Below are 19,972 nucleotides of genomic sequence, written 5' to 3'. Positions count from 1 at the left end.
TTCCTGCTCCTTTCTTAGCGGTTGCTGTCGCGCAGCGACAGAGCGACGGCGACGAGAATGATGAGGCCTCGAACGATCATCTGATCGGAGACCTTGAGGTTCATCAGGATTAGCCCATTGTTGAGCATCCCCATCAGGAGTGAGCCGAGTAGAGCGCCGATAACCGAGCCTTTTCCTCCGTTTAGGGCAGTGCCACCTACGATTACGGCGGCGATAACGGTCATAAGATCGCTTTCGCCCAGGGTGTATTTCGCGGCCTGAAGGCGCCCGGCATAGAGTAACCCGGCCAGACCGGCACAACCGCCGCAGATCATCATGACGTACAGACGCACGCGCGGTACTTTGATGCCTGACACCTGTGCGGCGCGGGGATTGTCTCCGGTGGCCAGAACATGGGCACCAAATCGGGTATGGCGATAAATCAGATGGCCAACTGCAACGCCGATCACTGTCCAGATCACCAGTGAAGGGACCGAGAACAATTTGCCGGAGCCAAAGATACCTGTGAACGTGTCGTTCATCACTGGAATGGACCGCAGGTTGGTCATTGAGCGGGCGATGCCTGCAAACAGACCCATGGTGGCCAAAGTGACCAGAAACGAGGGCAGTTTCAAATAGGCAATCAGGACTCCGTTGAAGGCCCCGATGCCCATACCAACGCCCAGACCTACGGCAACGCCGAAGGGCAGTGGGTAGTCCTGAAGGATGACTGCACAGGACAGGGCAGAAACTGCGACGATGGAACCGAAACTGAGATCGATTTCGCCTGCGGACAGGGCAAAGACCAGTCCAACAGCCATGATCGTGGCAGGTGCTGTTTGCAGCACGATGTTTGTCAGATTTCGCTGGGTCAGAAACCCATCATCATAGAGGGTGACGGCGAAGAACAGGAAAATGGCAAGGAAGCCGAAATAGACAACCGCTTGCTGGAAGTCCAATCCGTTCAGGCGTGAGGTGACGCGGGTCATATCAGTCTTTCAGAGTCGGTGTTTGCAAGAACGAGGGGCGCGCACGCCCCTCGCAGAGAGAGTGTGTTCAGCGCAGGCTTTTTGGTGCTTCGGAGTGCAGGGATTTCATCCAGCCATCTGCCACATTGTTTGGCCCAATGGTCAAAGCATCCACCACAAGGAACGGGTCAACCGGCTTGTCGAGCAATCCGGCGGCGGCGGCGCGGGCGGCGTAAACACCAATGCTATAGGCCTCATCCGCAATGATTGCGGCGATGTTGCCACCTCCCACCATGTCCAGAGCAGCCGGTTCATTCAAATCAATGGTGACGACCTTGGCGTCAGCATTGCCTTGCTGGCGCAGAACGGAGAGAACCCCAAGCGCGGGCTCGGCCCAGGGAGTGTAGATACCGTCAAGTTCGGGGTTGCGGGACAGCATGCCACGGGCGATGTCTTCTGCATTGGCCGGATCCGTCATACCACTTTCGGTGACAATCTTGATGTCAGGGTACTTGTTTTCGATGGTCCACTTAAAGGCGCCATCCCGTTGGTTGGTCACCGGGAAGTCCGCGTCGTGGTACATGTAACCAACTTCGCCTTTGCCCCCCATCGACTCGGCCAAGGCAACGGCGGCTTTATTGCCGATCTGGAACAGGTCGGCAGACACCACAGTCACATAGTCCTCACCATGGGTGAAACCGTTGACGGCATTGTCGACAAACACCAGCTTCACCCCTGCATCCCGGGCAATTCCATAAACGCCAGCTGCGGTGGTGGGATCAATTGGAAGGGACACGATGATCGAGGGTTCCCGCGCCATCACAGTTTCTACATCGGATTTCTGACGGCTGGAATCAAATCCTGCATCGGTTTCGGCAACGACTTCGATACCGAGGCGCGCAAATTCGTCTTTGGCACCACGGGCTACTGAATTGGACCAGTCATATAACTCGTGCCAGACCAGAGCGGCGGAATGGCCGCCAGCCTTGATTTTGGCTTCGTCTTCTGCTGTCAGTACCAGCTGAGACACCGGGGTGGGGGCCTCGCCATTTGGGCCAACGGTGGCAGGGTTTTCGGCAAGTGCAAGTGTTGGGCCAGCTGACAATACAGAAATAGCGGCCAGTTTAATAAACGGGTTCATTATTTACTTCCTCCTGAACAATTTGGTATGCCGCAGGGGCAGCGCGCGAACGCTGCTAATTTTGCCTTGTGGGAACGGGGCAACCGCCCAGCAGAACGCGACTTTTTCTGCTGGGCAATTTCTTGACTTAGTTGCTGGTTGTCAGGCTTGCCGGGGCGTTGATGTGCAGGGACTGCATCCAGCCTTCGGCGACGTTGTCAGCTGTAACCGTGACAGCAGGAGCCACCACAAATGGGGGCACGTCTTGGTCCAACAGGTCCAGAACAGCGGCAGCAGCCATTGCACGACCCAGTTCATAAGCCTCATCTGCAATGATGGCCGCAACGTTACCGCCCCGCACCATGTCCAGCGCAACGGGTTCGGACAGATCCAGCGTTACGATCTTGGTGGTTTTGTTGCCATTTGCCCGCAGAGCGGCCAGTACACCTTCGGCTGGGCCAGCCCAGGTGACGTAAATGCCGCCAAGGTCCGGGTTGCGCAGCAACATGGCATTGGCAATTTCTTCGGCGCGGGCAGGGTCTGTGATCCCCTGTTCGGCAACGATCGAGATGTTTGGATAGTCGTTTTCAATGGTTGTTTTAAACGCGTTGTCGCGCTGATTGGTGACATAATAGCTGGCATCGTGATAGATCCAGCCTACCGTGCCGGTCCCACCCATTGATTTGGCCAACGCATCCGCCGCCTGTTTGCCCATTTGGAACAAATCATCGGTCACAATAGCCGCATAGTCGGCAGGGTGCTCATATCCTGAGGGCAGGTTTGACAGAAACACCAGTTTGATGCCTTCGGACTTGGCTTCTTCAAAAGCGGCAGCCGAAGTTACAGGGTCAAGAGGAAGTGACAGGATGATGCTGGGATTTTTAGCCAGAACAGTTTCAATATCACTACGCTGTTTGGCGGCATCAAATCCGGCGCTTGTGGTGGCAACAACTTTGATGTTCAGGCGTTCAAATTCGGCTGTGGCTCCGGCGGTCACGGCGTTCACAAAATCGGACTGATCGTGCCACAACAGGGCGGCAGTGTGATTGCCCGCGCGCACGGCTTCGAGATCGGCGTCTGCAACGGCAACGACATTGGATGGGGTGGCAGTTTCGCCCTGTGGTCCCATGGTTTGGGCCAATGCTGGCAGAGTGGCCAGCGCAAAGACCGCAGCAGACAGGCAGGTTTTTGTTAGATGTTTCATTGAGTTCCTCCTTGTTATTCTTCTTTCCCTGTTTCGGTGCCACAGTAGGCAACCATGAACAGGGCAAATGAACGGACTGCTGCCAGATACTCTTTGACATTGACGCGTTCATTGAATGTGTGGGCGACACTGATGTCGCCGGGTGCGCAGTAGACGGTTGGGCAGCCTATTGCGTTCACCAGAAACGGTGCTTCTGACCAGTAGGGGGCACCACCAATCTGGCCTCCACTAGGGTGCTCTTGTTGGACGCATTCGGCCAGCAAACGCGCGGCGTCATGGTTTGGGTCGATTTCAACAGGGGACCCACCAAACGGATGATCCCGGCCGGCGGGATATTCTATTTCTACTGAAATCCCATCGCTTAAGTCTGCTGAGTTTACAGCCTCTTCAAACTGGGCCACGGATTTGTCCAGGTCTTCACCAGGGCGTAGTTTGCGAATGACCGACAACGAACACTGACCGGGGACGGCGATGTATCCGCCGCCTTTGATGTCAGTCACCAATATGCCAGAGGGGCCGACAAAATCATGTGCTGGCCCAGACGTAAGCTCTTCTTCGTGTTGCCAAAGGGCGGACAGAATTTTGTGGCTCGCTTTCAAGGCATCAACCCCATCCTCAGGGGTGCCAAAATAGGCTGACTTTCCGGTTACTTTGATATCGGCGATGAAAAAGCCAATTTGTGCGGTGTAGACATTGAGCTTGGTTGGCTCGACATAGATCGCAAAATCGGGTGTCGAGATTTCACCCTGTTTGACCCGTTGCACAAGATCTTTAGCACCGGCGCTGACACCCAGTCCGGGTTCGCCACTTTCTTCGTCACCGATAAAGGCAAATGAAACTTGCCCGCGTAGTTTGATATTGGCAGCATCCAGCAAACGCAGCGCCGCCAGTGAGGCGCAGATCCCAGCTTTGAGATCACAGGCACCGCGCCCCCAGATTTCACCGTCAATTTCGACCGCGCCAAATGGGTTCTCGCGAACTTGACCAGCCCAGGCTTCGGACCAGCCCTGTACGTTTACAGTATCTGTATGGCCGACAAACATCAGGTTGGGTCCGGGTTCGGCCCCTTTGCGCTGGCCCCAAATGTTTGGGCGGCCCGGCAGGAATTCGCCAGTGATAGGTTCTAGCCCAATAATCGCCAAGACGTCTTGCAGATGCTCAACAAAGTTGGATTCGGAGCCTGTTATGCTTTGCTTGCCTATTGCTTCCTGCAGCAATTCAACATCTGCAAGATTGTCTTGGGCTGCTCGTAACTTGGCATTTATGGTGTCGTCGATCATGTCACGTCTTCAAGGTAGGTTTTGACATGGGGTGGTGGAACAACAATTTGTGCACCCGGAAGACCGCCTGAAAACAGGGCAATGTGAAGGCGCGACAGGGCAATGGAGGTGCCGCCTGCAAGGGCGGCGTGATTGCCCAGAATAGAAGGCTCAACCGAAATAGAGCGGGGGAAGCAGCGGTCAATTTCTGGCTTGATCAGGCTGACCAGCTCTTCGCGTGCGCCGATGGAGCCGCCGATGATAACACAGGCTGGATCAATTACCGATGCGATTGCAACCACAGCGCGTGCGATATAGCTGGCAACGGTTTCCAGAACCTGTTTTGCGTGGGCATCACCAGCGAGGGCCGCGTCAAATACAGCAGGGACGTTTTTGTTGGTGCCGGTTAGTTGGAAATAGTGGCTGGTGATCGCCTGCGTTGCTGAAACTCGTTCCAGAGCACCTGTTGTTTTGCTGTCTTCCTCAAACGGATCAGCTCCAAAAGGCAAAAATCCGACCTCGCCTGCTGCGCCAGAAGCGCCGCGTACCAATTTGCCGCCGATGACAACACCAGCACCAATTCCTGTGCCAATTGATAGATAGACCAGATCATCTTTGTCGCCCTGATGGGTCATCCAGTGTTCACCCAGAGCCGCCAGATTCACATCGTTCTCGACAAGGACCTCAATGCCAAGCCGTTCATTCAACAGTTCGGGGAAATTGACCGCATCGACGCCCTTGATATTGGGGGCCATTTTTACATGGCCTGTTTCAGCCTCGGGGACACCGGGTACTCCAACAACTGCAACCCGAATTTTTTCTTGTTCGATATTATGAGATGTGGCGGTTTCAAGAATAAGACGCCCGATTTGATCAACGACAGCTTCACCACCGCTTTGAGTGGTGGGCTCAACCATTTCAGCAACAACTTTGCCGGTGAGGTCACATAGGGCGGTGCGTACTTTGGTTCCACCCAGATCGACACTGGCAACCAGCGCGGCCTCGGGCACAATTTCATACACCACCGCACGGCGACCGACATTTCCTTCGGTACGCCCAACGGTTTGTACCCAACCATCTTTTTCAAGCGAGGACACAATCTCTGAAACTGTTTGTTTGGATAGGCCCGTCATCTTGGCGACGCTTGCGCGCGATATGGGGCCATAGGATGTGATGGCCTGAACAACCGAGCTGAGTGTCATGCGTCGCGATAGGTTGGATTGATCAAGCACAGTGGGCCCCTATTAGTTCGTCTACCTACCGAACTAATAGAAATCACACGTTTGAGTCAACTCTTTTTGCGATGACTTTTTGTATGCCGCGTCGATTTGGTCTACCTGTTGAGCTGGAATTGCAGCGGCGTCAGGGGGAATATTCTTGAGGAGAAAGGGGAGAATTGTTGCGCTTCAATATGACGAAACGTGGTTCTTTTAAATACTTGCAGAGCGGTTCGACACTAATCAGGCTAGCGGAAATAGATTTGGCTCGCGTCCCTTTGAAATACCGAAGTACAGTTAGGTAAACAGAACGATTTCAAGGAAGATTGAATGTTGGGATTGAGGGTGTGAATTTCCAATGCCGACCATAATCTCCTCCAGTGAGCAACCAAACGCCCGAGGTCAACGGCTTACATGTTGGCAGATTGCTTGTTCGACGGGACAGAAAGCATTTGAATTTCACGACCAGACACGCGAAAAATCCCGTCGGCCTGAATGCGCGTGAACAGGCGTGACACGGTTTCGGTTTGCACTCCAATCAGGTCGGCAAGGTCTGAGCGCGACAGTGGTAGTTGCATATGCAGAAACTGCCCGGTTCGCTCACCATGCGTCTCCATCAACCTAAGCAGTATATCTGATAACCGTTGCTTGTTTGACGTTGTTGCTGCGGCGATAATTCGTTCGTGATTGCGGTCAATTTCCTTTATACAGCGTGACGCTAAACGGGTCAGTACCGATGGATTGCCCTGCACGACATGTCGTGCATCACGTTGGGCTACGGTGCAAACGCGAGAGCCGACAAGCGCGCGTGCTTCGGTACGGTGTGGGCGAGATTCGAGAAAAGACCGAAACCCAATGATTTCCCCCGGATACGCCAGCCGCATCAAAGTTGATGTTCCGTCATGGTGTTGGGTGCGTAGCGCAATTAAACCTTTGGAGACGCAGAACACACCACGGTTGTCGTCGTCTTGATAATACAGGGGTTGTCCTGCGGTGAGATCCCTGCGCAAAAATCCTCGCGACAGAACGGATACGCAACTGGATGACACTGGCTGCCATATGCTGTCCTTGTAAAATGCGCAGTTTCCACAAGGGTGTGAACGATTTGATTGGTCCAGCATCCCGCTCCTCGGATCAGATATCATACAGCTGAATAGGCATAACTGCCTGACCTGTGTTTGATGCTGGTCAATAACACCTGCGGTTCGGCCTGATTTTGATAAGAAAACCAGCCACCGAGCCAAGATTTTGATGATCGTCAATTACAAAACCCAGAGGCCAAGGGAAAATCGTCCAACTTTGACCATTTGCACAATCGGGGAAACCGAATTGCTGGACCATGATTTGATCGGACTGCCAGATGTACCGCCTAAGCCTGCGTCACGACAGGGTCGGGTCTCTCTCTGGACCTATTTCCGGCAATTCAAAAAGGACATTCTGTCGTCCCAGCCTGCGCATTTGTATCGCGCCTGGATGGCTGAAATGCGAACGCCGTTCTTTCGATCATACTTGTGCAATGATCCGGCATTGGTCGATCTTGTTCTGAAACAACGTGCGCAAGATTTTCCAAAATCCGAACGTATCCGGGTTGGTTTGAAGCCGCTGTTGGGGGAATCGGTTTTCATTTCGAATGGTGAGACGTGGGCGCGTCAGCGTCGGATCATAGATCCCGCATTTGAAGGAGGTCGAATTCGCAAGGTGTTCCCGTCGATGTGGGACAGCGGCGTTGCGGCTGTTCAACGGCTGAAGCCCTTGGCGGATGGCTCCCCGGTGGAAATTGAGGCTCAGGCCAGTCACCTCGCAATGGATGTGATCTTTCGCACCTTGTTTTCGGTGCCCATTGAACATGAAGTTGCAAACGCAGCGTTTGAGGCCTTTCGCCAGCATCAGGCGGCACAACCGGTTGCCAATGTTGCGGCGATACTACCGCTGCCGCAGTGGTTTCCTCGTTTCCATTCACGCGAAACCAAGGAAACGGCCCGTAGAATCCGTGCGCTGATTGGACAACTGACCCAGCAGCGTGCCCGCGACATTGCCGATGGTACCGCCCCAGATGACTTGGCAACCAAGATCATGACCACCCCGGACCCCGAAACGGGAAAGGTGTTTGAAACCGAAGAGATGATTGACCAAGTCGCGATTTTCTTTCTTGCCGGGCATGAAACCTCGGCTGCTGCACTGGCCTGGGCGCTGTATCTGTTAGCGCGCTATCCTGAGTGGCAGAATAAACTGGCGGCGGAGGCACTTGAGACGATGGAGCCCGAGAAAATTTATTTCTCAACGCTGTCCAAACTCCGCCATTCTCGTTCTGTCTTTCGCGAAGCAATGCGTCTGTACCCCCCAGTGCCGATGTATGTCCGCGAAGCGGCCTGTCCGGAACAGTTTCGCGGCCGTGAAGTCAAGCGCGGCTCTCAGGTTATTCTTAGCCCATGGCATCTGCATCGTCATGAACGGCTGTGGGAGCGACCTGATGAATTTGATCCGGGCAGGTTTGATACCCCTAACGGCAAGGAATGCATGCGGTCGGCCTACATCCCGTTTTCAGCAGGCCCCAGGGTTTGCCCCGGTTCGGCCTTTGCGATGGCGGAAGGTGTGTTGCTTCTGTCGATGCTGGTGCGGGCCTATCGGTTTGAGCTGGTCGAGGGGGATACGCCAATACCTGCCGCTCAGCTTACCGTGCGTTCGGCCAATGGTATTCGGTTGCGCCTGACCCGACGGGCGGAAAAGATCAACAAGGAGAGCGGCACATGACACTGTCCACAACTGATGGCAAGGGACGGCTAAACGCCTGGCCCTATTGGATGACACTCACCTTTGTTCCACTGGTGGTTCTGGCGGTTCTGTTTGGGGGGTGGACCATCCTTCTGATCCCAATCTATGGCTGGGTGCTGATGCCTTTGCTGGATGCTGTGGTGGGTAAGGACCTGCGCAACCCAGACCCAGAGACCCCGGACGCCGAATTGTTTTGGTTTCGTTTGCTCACCTACATTTGGTTTCCAGTACAATTCGCCTTGGTATTTGGAACGCTCTATTACCTTACGCGCGTCGGCCAGTATTCAACATTGGAAACGCTGGGCATCATGTTTGGCATTGGCGTCACCACTGGCACCGTTGGCATAGTCTATGCACATGAGCTGTTCCACAAATCCAACCGGGTCGAGCGCGGGTTGGGGGACCTGTTGATGGCACTGGTGCTATATGGGCATTTCCGAACCGAACACCTGTTGGTCCATCATCCTTATGTTGGCACACCGCGTGACACTGTGACAGCCCGCTATAACGAGGGGTTTCACCGGGCCTACGCGCGTATCTTGCTGACAGGCTTCGGATCGGCATGGCGTGCGGAAAAGGCGATGTTGGCCCGGCGCAAACGGTCTCCATGGCATCTGTCCAATCCTATTTGGAAATATCTCGGGCTACAGTCAACGTTTCTAGCCATCGCATTTGGTATTGGCGGTTGGGCCGGTGTGGGTCTGTTTGTTTTTCAGGCTTTTGTTGCGATTTGGCAGTTGGAGCTGACCAACTATGTCGAACACTATGGGCTGACGCGCAAACATCTGGGTGATGGAAAATATGAGCCTGTACGGCCGCATCATTCCTGGGATTCAGCGCACCGTGTTTCAGGGTTGCTGTTGATCAATCTGCAACGTCATGCTGACCACCATGTTCATCCAATGCGGCGTTTTCCGCTGTTGCAGGTCTATGACGAAAGCGAAGTTCCGATGTTGCCAACTGGTTATCCGCCGATGACAGCACTGGCAATGATCCCGCCTCTGTGGCGCCGAGTGTTCAACCCGCGCGTCCGGGCTTGGCGCAAAAAGTTCTATCCCGAGATCGAAGATTGGAGCGCATACAAAAACGGCACGTTACCGAAACCGAAGGGTGCCGGGTGATCAAACATTGGCGATCAACCCACGGGGATCGCGTTTTCCATTGAGCCAGTTCAAATCACTGTCGCGGCTTAGGTGATGGTAGGTGAGTGGCTGTAGGATGTTTTTTTCCCACTCAACACTGGTCGAACAACAGGTCCACAAATTGCAGGAAGAAACCCGGCGATAAAGACGCCCCAACTTAGGCACCAGAGCATTGCGGCGATGGTCAAGATTGTATGTGAGTTGTGTGGAGCAAGAGGAGCTGCCAGTCGGACACAGGTGGTGACCCACATCATCAAGGCGCCAAGCATAAAGCCTTTGCCGGCTTGCATGTCGCCATTGCCCTGATGAGCGGCCGCGCGTCCTGCAATTGCCATGATCAGACCAGACATCGCGCCTATGGTAAGGGTATGAAGGGTAGTCGTCAGTGGATAGATCTCGGGGAAGAACCACAAGATTGCGATGGCGATCTGGCCGACAGGCAGCCAGAGAAACGCCAGATGCTGTGCCGCCAAAAGCGGGTTGCGCAATGAGGTAGCGGTTCGCCATCCGCTCATGATCCACAAAAGGGTCAACGCGGCACAGATCAGTGCCCCATAAGCCAGATCGAACTGCGTGAGCGTCATTCCGAGCATCGCCAGTACCATCAGCCCCGTTGTCAGGTTGCGCGCGGCGGGCATCGCTGGGATCAAAAGTTCAGTGCGCCCGCAGCGCATAAACCAGTTGTTGGTGAAGGCGGGAATGGCCTGTGATCCGATAACTGTCATCAAAAGGGTGATCCCGATCACCGCCGTACGGGCCAGATCGAGACTGGCTGAATGAGACCTTTCCAGTGCGGTATGCAAAAACAGGGCCTCGGCATATCCGATGGCTAAAACAACCACCAATATCCAGCTCTTATGAAAGCGTCTCGCCAACAGGAACTGGTGACAGAGCACTCCCGCTAGCAAAAGGAAAAAGCCGGTGTTGAATATGTGAAGCAACCAAAGAGGCAGATGGTCGGCCAGTGCGATTGTCAATCTAGACACCAGCCAGAACAGCAACAACAACTTTAAGGTTGCCCTGCGCAGCAGAGGCAAGCCCGTCCAATTGGGCAGGGCGGTGAGCAAATAGCCGGCCATAGCAGCGGCCACAAAACCGAAAACCAATTCGTGGACGTGCCACAAGACCACAGGTTCAAACTGCGGGGCAGGCAATCCAAGGCTCACTCCCAAAGGCCACCATGCTATAGTAGCCAATGCGCAAAAGAATGCGGCCAGGAACAACGGCCGGTGCGGGGCCTCCCAGAAATGGCTAAGGTCCCAGTCCGTGCTCGCTGTGGGCATCATATCCGTAGCGTAGGCTGCGCTTGTTCACCTGACCAATCCACTCCACGGTTGCCAGTCAGGAACCCATCGGAAAGCCGGACATTATCATCCATACGGGTGAGGGTTTCGACGGCATCCGCGCCGCTGATATCCTTATCCAACACTTGCCGGTACAGCTTACAAAGCTCAATGAACCCATTGGATTGTGGCGACAGGCGAAGCGCCGACACCCCGGCCTCGCTGAGTGTATCAATTTGATGGAGGGCGGTGGCATAAGTGTCGGACAGGGTCTGCACCCCATTCATGGCCAAAAAGGGTTTGCCCTCTAGGGTGGTCACGTCCAAGCCATCAGGGTCATCTTCGCAGGCGAACTGGCAGTTGTCTTTGGTTCGTTTGTGTAGACGAGCATGATAGCATCGACCGGAAATCGCCAAGGGCAGACGCCCGTGGCCCCAAATTTCGATTTCAACGCCTAGGTCAGCTCCTGCAAAGGCTAGGGTTCTAACGGATGCTAGGGGCAGTTCCGGTGTCAGGCAAATACGTCTCACCCCTTGGGAGGCAAGCCAGACCAGAGTGCCTTCGTTATAGACATTGACCAGTGGCCCAACTGAGAGTTTTGCCCCCTTGGGAAGGTGGGGCAGGGCGGTCAGGTCATTGATCTCAACCTCGACACCCATCTCTGCCAGTTCCGCCGTTTGCTTGCGCTCGCGTTTTAGGGTGATCAGGGCAAGACTGGTCAGGGCCACTTCTTTGCCAGCCTCAATTAGGGTGGAAACTGCTTCGGGAATCCGATCCTGATAGAAGGGCAGCCGCTTGGAACACACGAGCTCGCCTAAAACCACCCGGTTCACCGGCGTACTGGCTAGGTCGTCATAGAACTCTGTCCAGCGATCCGCTGACCAGAAAAACTGATTTGGTCCAACAGTCAGTTCCATCTAGTTATCTCCACGTCTTTTTATAGGCGCCGGTTGTCATTGCCTGACCTTCGGAAAGACGTGCCAGCATGCCTTCGGGCATTGGCCGCCCTGCCTCCAGCGCATCGACGGCGGTTCGGAAGTTGCGCACAACCTGTGTTACATAAGACCGCGATCTTTGGCGGCCTTCGATCTTGAGCGCGGTGACACCAGCTTTTTGCAATTGCGGGATCAATTGTTCAGCGTTCAGGCTGACTGGATCTTCAAACAGATGACCGCGTTTGTCGCTGGCGCCAAAGCATCCTTTGCACAGGGTTGGGTAGGGGGCGGGCTCGTTTTGGCCGACGCGGTGAATGGTATAGCCGCCCAAACGGGCATCAAGTACGCCTTTATCCTCACGGTATTCGACGTGGCTCGCAGGAGAGCAGACACCATTCATGTTGGGTGACAGCCCAGTGGCATAAGACGAAAGCGAGCAGCGTCCCTCGGCCATCACGCACAGGCCGCCAAAAACAAAGACTTCGGTTTCTACCTCGGTTTCTGCGTTGATCGCAGCAATTTCCTGCACTGACAGTACCCGTGGCAGGACAACACGTTTCACGTCAAAGGTCCGGGCGTAGAAGTTTATGACATCGGCGTTTGCTGCCGCCGCCTGAACCGAGAGGTGGCGGCGCAGGCCAGGATGGTTGCGGGCCGCATAGTCCAGCAGGCCCAGATCCGCCAGGATCACCGCATCAACGTGACAAGACTCTGCGTCCGCTACAGCGCGGTGCCAAATGGCTTCATTGCCAGCCCTTGGGAAGGTGTTGATCGCAATCAGAACCTTAGAACCATGCGCGTGGGCAAAGGCGATCCCCTCGCGCATTTCTTGCCGGTCAAAGTTCAGGCCTGGGAAATTTCGGGCATTGGTTTCGTCATTAAATCCACAATAGACGGTGTGGGCTCCGGCTTTGACTGCTGCACGCAAAGCCGCCGGTGTCCCAGCCGGGCAAACGATTTCCATCACCATGCTTCGGCCTCTTCTGGTCGGGTCAGATAAACTTGGGTGTGCCGCTGGATAAATGCAGTCAGGTGTAGCAGAGGGCCTGAAAAGGGGCCTGATATTGCTGCAATCTCCTGTGCCAGATCAAGTTCGGCATCATCAATCGCGTTGCGTAGGGCAAGGGCTGCCCCGGTATCGCCTTCAACCACCAGATCGCGGGAGAAAAAGAGCGCGTCGCCGTCATATGCGCCATGGACCAAGCCAATCAATGCGGCAAGTGGGCCGGAAATCCGTGCTACTCCGTCTCCTTTTCCCCGAGTCACTGTCACACGCGGCACGCCGCCATTTGGAGCTAGACAGATCACAAAGGGCAGATCGACCGGGTCCAGTACAAACTTAACATGGTCAAACTCACCAAGACGCCGAAACAGGCTGGGATGGGTTTTTGCGATCTTTCGACTATAGGCCGTCAGCGATAATGACAGCGGCGCAAGGGGGATCACCCTGAGCACACGCGCAAGGCCCGGTGGAAACAGCGGGATTAAGGCCTGGGATTGGGACACATGAGTTTCCTGTAGTCTCGATCTTTATTTCTCTGAGGCCTTCGTAAGAGCTTTTTGGGTGTCGGAAATTGACGGGTGTCAATTTTTCAAACGATTTTGTTGCTAAGGGCTGCGAGCCTTAAGTCTGGAACCGTCCCATTCGAGCTTTACCTTCATATCCCAGCCTCCGTAGTTTCCTGGATTGGTGTGCCGCATCTGACCAATTTCAGCGAGTGCCAGACCCGGTCTCGGTGACCCATCAAATGACCGCTGTGCATCGTGCAGTGCTGGAACGTCGGGGACCGGTTCTGCAGTTTGACCACCCGGTGCTGCCAGGGGGGGCTAAGTCGACAGTTCCCGTGGTGGTGAACCTGTTTGGCACACCCGAGCGGGTTGCCGCCGGGTTGGGCGTGACATTGGACGGATTGGACGATCTGGGGGCTTTTCTGGCGGCACTTAGGGCACCTACGCCACCAGATGGATTGCGGGATGCATTGGCGCGTTGGCCGATGCTTAAGGCGGCATTGGCGACGCGCCCTAAGATCGTCAAATCTGCGCAGGTGCAGAGTGTTGTCTCAAAAGGTGATGACGTAGATCTGATGGCCCTGCCGATCCAGACGCATTGGCCACAAGATGCAGGGCCGCTGATAACCTGGCCAGTGGTTGTGACGCGCCCCTACGGAACCGAGGCCGCAGAGGTCGGGACCTATAACGCGGGTGTCTACCGGGCGCAGGTTCTGGACCACAACAGGTTGATCATGCGCTGGTTGCCGCATCGTGGCGGTGCGGCGCATCACCAAAGCTGGGCGCGGCAAGGGGAAAAGATGCCCGTTGCTGTGGTCTTGGGTGCCGGTCCTGCGACGTTGCTCTCGGCTGCACTTCCCTTGCCCGAATCCGTGTCCGAGCTGACATTTGCAGGCGCGTTGACTGGCAGTCGCCCCCGTTTGGTGCCTGCAAAAACAGTTCCCCTAATGGTGCCCGCCGACGCAGAAATCGTGCTGGAGGGATGGGTCTCACCTAGTGAACTTGCTCCGGAAGGACCGTTTGGCGACCACACCGGATATTACAACCCGGCAGAGTCTTTTCCGGTTATGGAGGTGAGTGCAATCACCCATCGCAAACACCCTGTTTACCTGTCCACCTATACCGGGCGCCCCCCAGATGAACCGGCGATTATCGGAGAAGTGTTCAATACACTGGCCCTGCCAACCATCCGCGCGCAGATCCCGGAAATTCATGATCTGTGGTTGCCACCAGCGGCGTGCTCCTATCGCATGGCCGTTGTCAGTATCTGCAAACGCTATCCGGGCCAGGCGCGCCGTGTGATGATGGCACTGTGGGGGATGTTGCCACAATTCAGCTATACCAAGATGATTGTGGTTGTTGACGAAGATATCGACCCCAGAAACTGGGATGACATTGCTTGGGCCCTGGCCACCCGGATGGACCCGGCGCGTGATGTGATGCTGCTAGATAACACACCGATGGATTATCTTGATTTTGCCTCTCCGCAACCGGGTCTGGCTGGGAAGATTGGCATTGATGCCACCACCAAAATTGACAGTGAAACATCCAGAGAATGGGGTACGGTTATGAGAACGTCAGAGGAAGACGCAGGTTTTGCCGCTGATTTAGTTGCGCGCCTGATGCCGGGGGCAAGGGGATGAGCGAGGCACGTGTTGTTCTTGGCGTGGCGGGGGCCTCGGGCGCAGCATTGGGGTTGTCGGTTGCGAGGCAACTGTCAGATATGCAGGTCGAAATTGATCTGGTCACCAGTACCGCAGCAGAGCGCACCCTCGACGCAGAATGTGGCGCGCAGGCGCTTGCCACTTTGCACGGCTTAGTCACACGCTGCCATGCCATCGATGATATCGGGGCCAGCATTGCCTCAGGTTCGGTTCCCGTTGCAGGCATGATCGTGGCCCCCTGTTCGATGCGGTCGCTGGCGGCAATTGCACATGGCTTGGACGATAACCTTTTGACCCGCGCGGCGAGCGTACAGCTCAAGGAACGTCGACGTCTGATCTTGTTGACCCGTGAAGCCCCGCTAACACTGGCACATCTGCGAAACATGACGGCCGCAACAGAATTAGGCGCCGTCATTCTGCCACCCGTGCCGGCTTTTTATTTAAAACCCCAAAATGTAGCGGACATCGTTGACCAAATTGCAGCCCGGGCGATTGATATGCTGAACGTGGCTGCGCCAGTTGCACAACGGTGGAGAGCAACAGGCTAAACGTGAATGCCAGAGCGGGTTGTAACTGTAAGTCGGGAAACAGTCCGACTGTGGGCCAATCGGTTTGGTTGACACTTTGCAGATTGCATCCGACGGAACAAGTCTAGACCGAGCGACAAGTTACACAACGCCTTCACACTGATCTGACACCCCCGTCAGATGTCTTTGATTAAAATTGCCCTGGCGCACATCCAAAGGCCCGCCTGAACTGACGATTGAAATAGGAAACGTCGTTGAAACCACTGGCGTAGGCAATTGTGGATACAAGCTGAGTTCCGGGCTTTGAATGGCGCGCGAGCAACAGCTGGCAGGCGTGTTCTAACCGTTTTTGGATCAGGTAATCCGTTGGCGTGGTGCCAATAAGCGCAAAGCTGCGCTGCAGTTGTCGCATCGAGGTGCCCAAGTGATCCGCAACCTGAGGAATTGTGAGTTCATTGTTAGAGAAACACTGATCAATAAAATTCAATCCCCCCTTCAGGGTCTGCGCACCGGAAACATCCGCATCAATCCCAGCGGCATTGGGAACACTGGCCTGTTCAAACAGCATTGCCCCAATCAGACCAAACAGCGCCTCGCGCAGGTAGTTTGATTGCATTTCATTGGAATTATGCGCAAATGCCTTTGAGACAACCGCGCTTAGGGCTTGCGCAGTTTGGTCGTTCTGAGTGAGAAATTTGCCGCCGTGAATAAGTTCGCCAAATCGCTCTGACATCTCTTGCCGAGGGAGGTGAAGTGAGAGCTGGCGTTGAAATTTGCCAAAAAAGGTGAACTCAGAGGGTTTCGCGCTATCGATCAGGATCAGATCGCCAGGCTGTAGCATACAGGTTGTGTCATTCTGCGACATCAACGCGCGGCCCTCTTCCTGGAAAATCAGGAAGAAATTTTCGCCGTCGTCCTGCCGGACATCCCGGTTTGAGCGGCGGATCGCGTGTATGTCTGTCGCGACATGTGCAAATTCCAAACCAAAGCGTTCTTCGACCTGAAGCGCCCCCCGGTGTTCGGTTTGTTGCTCCATCGCCTGAGTTTGAAAGGCCCCACAGATGTCGCGCAATTCAGTGTTGAACTGTTCGACCGGCAGTTTGGAGTGAGCGATGTTTGCAAGCATAGTGGCCTAGGATGCAGATAAATTGGATTCGCGCCAACTATTTCTGAACGCCGCTTTGGTCGTCGCCAGAGTCCAAGTTTTTTGTCGCCAGCCCCCAAGACCTCACCACAATTCGGTCCTTAACTTGTAAAGGAGACAAGTTTCTTGGGAGGGAAACATGCCGGACTTTGGTATGATGATTAACGGCCAATCAGTATTTACAGCTGCAAATTTCAGCGTGGAAAATCCATCCACGGGTGACGTGGTGGGGCGTGTCCCCAACGCCAGTCTGGGGGATTTGAACCGTGCGGTAACAGCAGCCAAAACCGCATTTGAGACTTGGTCAAAGCGTTCGGATGACGAGCTACAGGCAGCATGTGCGGCTGTAGCTGCAAAAATCGAAGAGCATGCAGAGGAATTGGCGCAGCTGGTTACACTGGAGCAGGGCAAGCCGTTGAATGGGCTTGGCTCAAGGTTTGAACTGGGCGGAGCGCAGGCTTGGGCCGGGTATACTGGCAGTTTGTCACTGCCGGTAAAGGTGCTGCAGGATAACGAAGAAGGCCGCGTTGAACTGCATCGTAATCCTATTGGGGTTGTCGGGTCGATCACCCCCTGGAATTTCCCGGTCATGATTGCAGTTTGGCATATTCTGCCAGCGCTGCGCACCGGCAACACAGTGGTGATCAAACCATCCCCTTATACCCCAATGTCGACGCTTCGCCTGATTGAACTAATGAACGAAGTTTTGCCTGCAGGGGTCGTAAACATTGTGACCTCAGATGATGTCTCGGACAATATTGGCGCGGCCATGGCGGCGCATCCTGACATCGGCAAGATGGTTTTTACCGGGTCCTGTGCAACAGGAAAAAAGGTGATGACCTCCTCGTCGGAGACAATGAAGCGCCTAACCCTAGAGATGGGTGGCAACGATGCAGGCATCGTGCTGCCGGACGTAGATCCAGCGGCGATTGCCGAAGGGTTGTTCTGGGGTAGCTTCATCAACAATGGGCAAACCTGTGCGGCAATGAAGCGGCTGTATGTTCATGAAGATGTCTATGAGGCTGTCTGTAGTGCGTTGGTCAACTACGCTCGCGATATCCCGGTTGGTGATGGCCAGGATGAAAGTGCGGTCTTGGGTCCGATTGGCAACCAAATGCAATTTGACAAGGTGGTACGACTTGTCGCTGATGCCAAAAGCAAGGGCCGTGTCCTGTTGGGGGGAGACCCCGGTGAAGGGCTGTTTTTCCCTCCTACAATCATTGCCGATCTTTCCAATGGGGACGCTCTGGTCGATGAAGAACAGTTTGGTCCGGCACTTCCGATCATCAAATATACTGACATCGATGAAGTCATTGTCGCTGCAAACAACAGCGAAAACGGTTTGGGCGGGTCGGTCTGGTCAAATGACGTTGAAAAAGCCCGCACCGTTGCGCGCCAGCTTCAATGCGGATCGGTCTGGATCAACAAACATGGTGCGATCCAGCCAAATGCACCCTTTGGCGGCGTGAAGTCCTCCGGTCTTGGTGTCGAATTCGGCGAAGAAGGTCTGGCGGAATACACCAACATTCAGGTTGTCTTTAGTTGAGGTAAGCCCATGGAAAAGTTTGATTACATCGTTGTCGGTGGTGGTTCGTCTGGCTGCGTGATGGCAAGCCGATTATCCGAAGATCCCGGGGCCCGGGTGTTGCTGATTGAAAGCGGGCGCCGTGACGATGCGGCTTTCATCAAAATCCCGGCCACCTTTTTCAAAGTAATCGAAAAGGGCAGGGATATCGTGGCCTATGTCGGTGAACCTGCTGAAGGGGTGAACGGACGGCCATCAGTTGTGTTGCAGGGCAATGTGATCGGCGGCGGATCTTCGGTGAATGCGATGCTGTATGTGCGCGGGCAGGCCGAAGATTACGATGGCTGGGCGCAGGATGGCAATCGTGGTTGGGGGTACTCTGATGTCTTGCCCGTATTCCGGGACCTTGAAACCAACATGGAGCATTCCGGTGAGTTTCACGGCACCGAGGGGGAATTGCATGTATCCGAGACCGGATTTCATCATCCGTTGAGCCGGGCATTTATTCGGGCGGCTCAGGAAACTGGGATCCCCTACAATCCAGACTTTAACGGCAGTGACCAGACTGGTGTGGGGTTCTATCAAACCACAACCCATAACGGGCGACGCTGGTCAGCGGCCGAGGCATTTTTGCGCAAGGCAGAAAAGCGTAAAAACCTGAAAATCATAACTGAGGCGCGGGTTGCACGGATCCTGTTTGAGGGCACCCGAGCGGTGGGGGTCACGCTTGAAGATGGGTCACGCTATGGGGCGGCTGGCGAAGTTGTTTTATGCGCTGGGGCAATTGAAACACCCCGGTTGATGCAACTGTCCGGCATCGGAAACGCCAAGCACCTGTCGGATCACGGTATAGAGGTGGTCGCGGATCTGCCGGGGGTAGGAGAAAACTATCAAGACCATCTGGAAACCACAGTACAGGGCGTCACCAAAGATCCAATCTCGTTCTATCGTCAGGACAAAGGTCTCCGGGGGGCATTGCATATGGCGCAGTACCTGGCGACGCGGACCGGCATGCTGGCGTCAAATGTGGTTGAAAGTGGTGGCTTTATCGATGTTTCGGACGTTGGGTTGCCGGATCTGCAGTTGCATGTCTTGCCCTTTATGGTGGGTTGGGCGGATAGAGAACCCATCGAAGAGCACGGCATTGCCATTGGCCCTTGCTTTTTACGCCCGAAGTCTCGCGGCTCGGTCAAGCTGAGATCAGCTGATTTCAAGGACGCGGCTCTTTTTGACGCCGGTAGCTTCTCACATAATGACGATCTCGAAATCCTTGTGCGGGGGGTAAAGAAATCAATCGAGATCCTTGAGGCCCCGTCGTTGGCCCGATTGATCAAACGGCGGGCCTTGCCAGAGCCGGGCATCGAAAACAGCGATGATGCGCTAAAGGATTTTGTTCGCCAGACAGCCAAGACCGTCTTTCATCCGGTTGGTACCGCCAAGATGGGCCCCGACAGTGATTCAATGGCAGTTGTCGATACAGAGCTACGGGTGCGCGGGGTTCAAGGTCTGCGGGTTGCGGATGCGTCGATTATGCCCCGGTTGGTCTCTGGCAATACCAATGCTCCAACGATGATGATCGCCGAGCGGGGAGCACGGTTCATCACGGGCAAAGAGACGCTGAATTGCTGATCCAGTTTTAGGTAGCAGGGGTGAAGGGAAAGCAATCGGTAACAAACCATTCGCTGTTGGGGATGCCTGTGGAGGGTCGTCAGCCAACTTGGACG

General features: G+C 54.9%; 17 protein-coding genes. 6 read left to right on the top strand and 11 right to left on the bottom strand.

What is annotated here, in order from left to right:
• Positions 1-14 precede the first annotated feature (14 nt).
• The 6 genes from FEE96_RS05920 to FEE96_RS05895 form a co-directional block, all read right to left on the bottom strand.
• Positions 15-968 carry an ABC transporter permease gene (locus FEE96_RS05920; protein WP_138162082.1) on the bottom strand — a complete coding sequence of 318 codons (954 nt, stop codon included), beginning with the start codon at positions 966-968 and terminating at the stop codon, positions 15-17.
• A 67-nt stretch (positions 969-1,035) separates the two neighbouring features.
• Positions 1,036-2,088, bottom strand: a complete 1,053-nt coding sequence (locus FEE96_RS05915; RefSeq protein WP_138162081.1) for a substrate-binding domain-containing protein — start codon at positions 2,086-2,088, stop codon at positions 1,036-1,038.
• A 127-nt stretch (positions 2,089-2,215) separates the two neighbouring features.
• On the bottom strand, positions 2,216-3,271 hold the full coding sequence (locus FEE96_RS05910; protein ID WP_212744741.1) for a substrate-binding domain-containing protein: 1,056 nt from the start codon (positions 3,269-3,271) through the stop codon (positions 2,216-2,218).
• 14 nt (positions 3,272-3,285) lie between these two features.
• On the bottom strand, positions 3,286-4,551 hold the full coding sequence (locus FEE96_RS05905) for a M20 family metallopeptidase (RefSeq protein WP_138162080.1): 1,266 nt from the start codon (positions 4,549-4,551) through the stop codon (positions 3,286-3,288).
• Entirely contained in the window at positions 4,548-5,762 is a 1,215-nt protein-coding gene (locus FEE96_RS05900; RefSeq protein ID WP_138162079.1) for an ROK family transcriptional regulator, read from the bottom strand. Before FEE96_RS05900 ends, FEE96_RS05905 begins: the two co-directional genes overlap by 4 nt.
• A 395-nt stretch (positions 5,763-6,157) precedes the next feature.
• Positions 6,158-6,757 carry a Crp/Fnr family transcriptional regulator gene (locus tag FEE96_RS05895; RefSeq protein WP_246079306.1) on the bottom strand — a complete coding sequence of 200 codons (600 nt, stop codon included), beginning with the start codon at positions 6,755-6,757 and terminating at the stop codon, positions 6,158-6,160.
• A 295-nt stretch (positions 6,758-7,052) separates the two neighbouring features.
• Here FEE96_RS05895 and FEE96_RS05890 point away from each other — a divergent pair, with 295 nt between their 5' ends.
• Both FEE96_RS05890 and FEE96_RS05885 read left to right on the top strand, forming a co-directional pair.
• Positions 7,053-8,498, top strand: coding sequence for a cytochrome P450 (locus FEE96_RS05890; protein ID WP_246079320.1), 1,446 nt, complete (start codon positions 7,053-7,055; stop codon positions 8,496-8,498).
• Entirely contained in the window at positions 8,495-9,640 is a 1,146-nt protein-coding gene (locus FEE96_RS05885; protein ID WP_138162076.1) for an alkane 1-monooxygenase, read from the top strand. The genes FEE96_RS05890 and FEE96_RS05885 overlap by 4 nt, the downstream gene beginning before the upstream one ends.
• A 68-nt stretch (positions 9,641-9,708) precedes the next feature.
• On the opposite strand, the gene FEE96_RS05880 is transcribed toward FEE96_RS05885, so the two are convergent.
• Genes FEE96_RS05880 through ubiT form a run of 4 tightly spaced genes read right to left on the bottom strand, consistent with a single transcriptional unit; the run spans position 9,709 to position 13,385 of the window.
• Positions 9,709-10,944, bottom strand: coding sequence for an NnrS family protein (locus FEE96_RS05880; protein WP_171021620.1), 1,236 nt, complete (start codon positions 10,942-10,944; stop codon positions 9,709-9,711).
• Positions 10,944-11,861 (bottom strand): ubiquinone anaerobic biosynthesis protein UbiV, encoded by a 918-nt coding sequence (gene ubiV / locus FEE96_RS05875; protein WP_138162074.1) that lies wholly within the window; start codon positions 11,859-11,861, stop codon positions 10,944-10,946. Before ubiV ends, FEE96_RS05880 begins: the two co-directional genes overlap by 1 nt.
• A 4-nt stretch (positions 11,862-11,865) precedes the next feature.
• Positions 11,866-12,843 (bottom strand): ubiquinone anaerobic biosynthesis protein UbiU, encoded by a 978-nt coding sequence (gene ubiU, locus FEE96_RS05870; protein WP_138162157.1) that lies wholly within the window; start codon positions 12,841-12,843, stop codon positions 11,866-11,868.
• Complete coding sequence (ubiT, locus tag FEE96_RS05865; protein WP_138162073.1) at positions 12,843-13,385, bottom strand: ubiquinone anaerobic biosynthesis accessory factor UbiT; 543 nt, start codon at positions 13,383-13,385, stop codon at positions 12,843-12,845. The genes ubiU and ubiT overlap by 1 nt, the downstream gene beginning before the upstream one ends.
• Before the next feature lie 137 nt (positions 13,386-13,522).
• Here ubiT and FEE96_RS05860 point away from each other — a divergent pair, with 137 nt between their 5' ends.
• Positions 13,523-15,031, top strand: a complete 1,509-nt coding sequence (locus FEE96_RS05860; RefSeq protein WP_138162072.1) for a UbiD family decarboxylase — start codon at positions 13,523-13,525, stop codon at positions 15,029-15,031.
• Positions 15,028-15,600 (top strand): UbiX family flavin prenyltransferase, encoded by a 573-nt coding sequence (locus tag FEE96_RS05855; RefSeq protein ID WP_138162071.1) that lies wholly within the window; start codon positions 15,028-15,030, stop codon positions 15,598-15,600. Before FEE96_RS05860 ends, FEE96_RS05855 begins: the two co-directional genes overlap by 4 nt.
• A 169-nt stretch (positions 15,601-15,769) precedes the next feature.
• Here FEE96_RS05855 and FEE96_RS05845 read toward each other — a convergent pair whose 3' ends face one another.
• Positions 15,770-16,705, bottom strand: a complete 936-nt coding sequence (locus FEE96_RS05845; protein ID WP_138162070.1) for a helix-turn-helix domain-containing protein — start codon at positions 16,703-16,705, stop codon at positions 15,770-15,772.
• Between the two features lie 157 nt (positions 16,706-16,862).
• Between FEE96_RS05845 and FEE96_RS05840 the strand changes: the two genes are divergently transcribed.
• Positions 16,863-18,269 (top strand): aldehyde dehydrogenase family protein, encoded by a 1,407-nt coding sequence (locus FEE96_RS05840; protein ID WP_138162069.1) that lies wholly within the window; start codon positions 16,863-16,865, stop codon positions 18,267-18,269.
• A gap of 9 nt (positions 18,270-18,278) precedes the next feature.
• Positions 18,279-19,877 (top strand): GMC family oxidoreductase, encoded by a 1,599-nt coding sequence (locus FEE96_RS05835; RefSeq protein WP_138162068.1) that lies wholly within the window; start codon positions 18,279-18,281, stop codon positions 19,875-19,877.
• Positions 19,878-19,972: the final 95 nt, after the last annotated feature.

This window comes from Parasedimentitalea maritima (assembly GCF_005771405.1).
Classification (GTDB): Bacteria; Pseudomonadota; Alphaproteobacteria; order Rhodobacterales; family Rhodobacteraceae; genus Parasedimentitalea; species Parasedimentitalea maritima.
The sequence above is the reverse complement of the archived record's forward strand: the minus strand, read 5'-3'. Positions and strand labels throughout refer to the sequence as shown.

Excerpts from the sequence above, each read along its gene's own strand:
- FEE96_RS05835 (WP_138162068.1), top strand. The coding sequence starts at position 18,279 with ATGGAAAAGTTTGATTACATCGTTGTCGGTGGTGGTTCGTCTGGCTGC.
- FEE96_RS05910 (WP_212744741.1), bottom strand. The coding sequence starts at position 3,271 with ATGAAACATCTAACAAAAACCTGCCTGTCTGCTGCGGTCTTTGCGCTG.
- FEE96_RS05855 (WP_138162071.1), top strand. The coding sequence starts at position 15,028 with ATGAGCGAGGCACGTGTTGTTCTTGGCGTGGCGGGGGCCTCGGGCGCA.
- FEE96_RS05915 (WP_138162081.1), bottom strand. The coding sequence starts at position 2,088 with ATGAACCCGTTTATTAAACTGGCCGCTATTTCTGTATTGTCAGCTGGC.
- FEE96_RS05885 (WP_138162076.1), top strand. The coding sequence starts at position 8,495 with ATGACACTGTCCACAACTGATGGCAAGGGACGGCTAAACGCCTGGCCC.
- ubiU (WP_138162157.1), bottom strand. The coding sequence starts at position 12,843 with ATGGAAATCGTTTGCCCGGCTGGGACACCGGCGGCTTTGCGTGCAGCA.
- ubiV (WP_138162074.1), bottom strand. The coding sequence starts at position 11,861 with ATGGAACTGACTGTTGGACCAAATCAGTTTTTCTGGTCAGCGGATCGC.
- FEE96_RS05920 (WP_138162082.1), bottom strand. The coding sequence starts at position 968 with ATGACCCGCGTCACCTCACGCCTGAACGGATTGGACTTCCAGCAAGCG.
- FEE96_RS05840 (WP_138162069.1), top strand. The coding sequence starts at position 16,863 with ATGCCGGACTTTGGTATGATGATTAACGGCCAATCAGTATTTACAGCT.
- FEE96_RS05880 (WP_171021620.1), bottom strand. The coding sequence starts at position 10,944 with ATGCCCACAGCGAGCACGGACTGGGACCTTAGCCATTTCTGGGAGGCC.
- FEE96_RS05845 (WP_138162070.1), bottom strand. The coding sequence starts at position 16,705 with ATGCTTGCAAACATCGCTCACTCCAAACTGCCGGTCGAACAGTTCAAC.
- FEE96_RS05905 (WP_138162080.1), bottom strand. The coding sequence starts at position 4,551 with ATGATCGACGACACCATAAATGCCAAGTTACGAGCAGCCCAAGACAAT.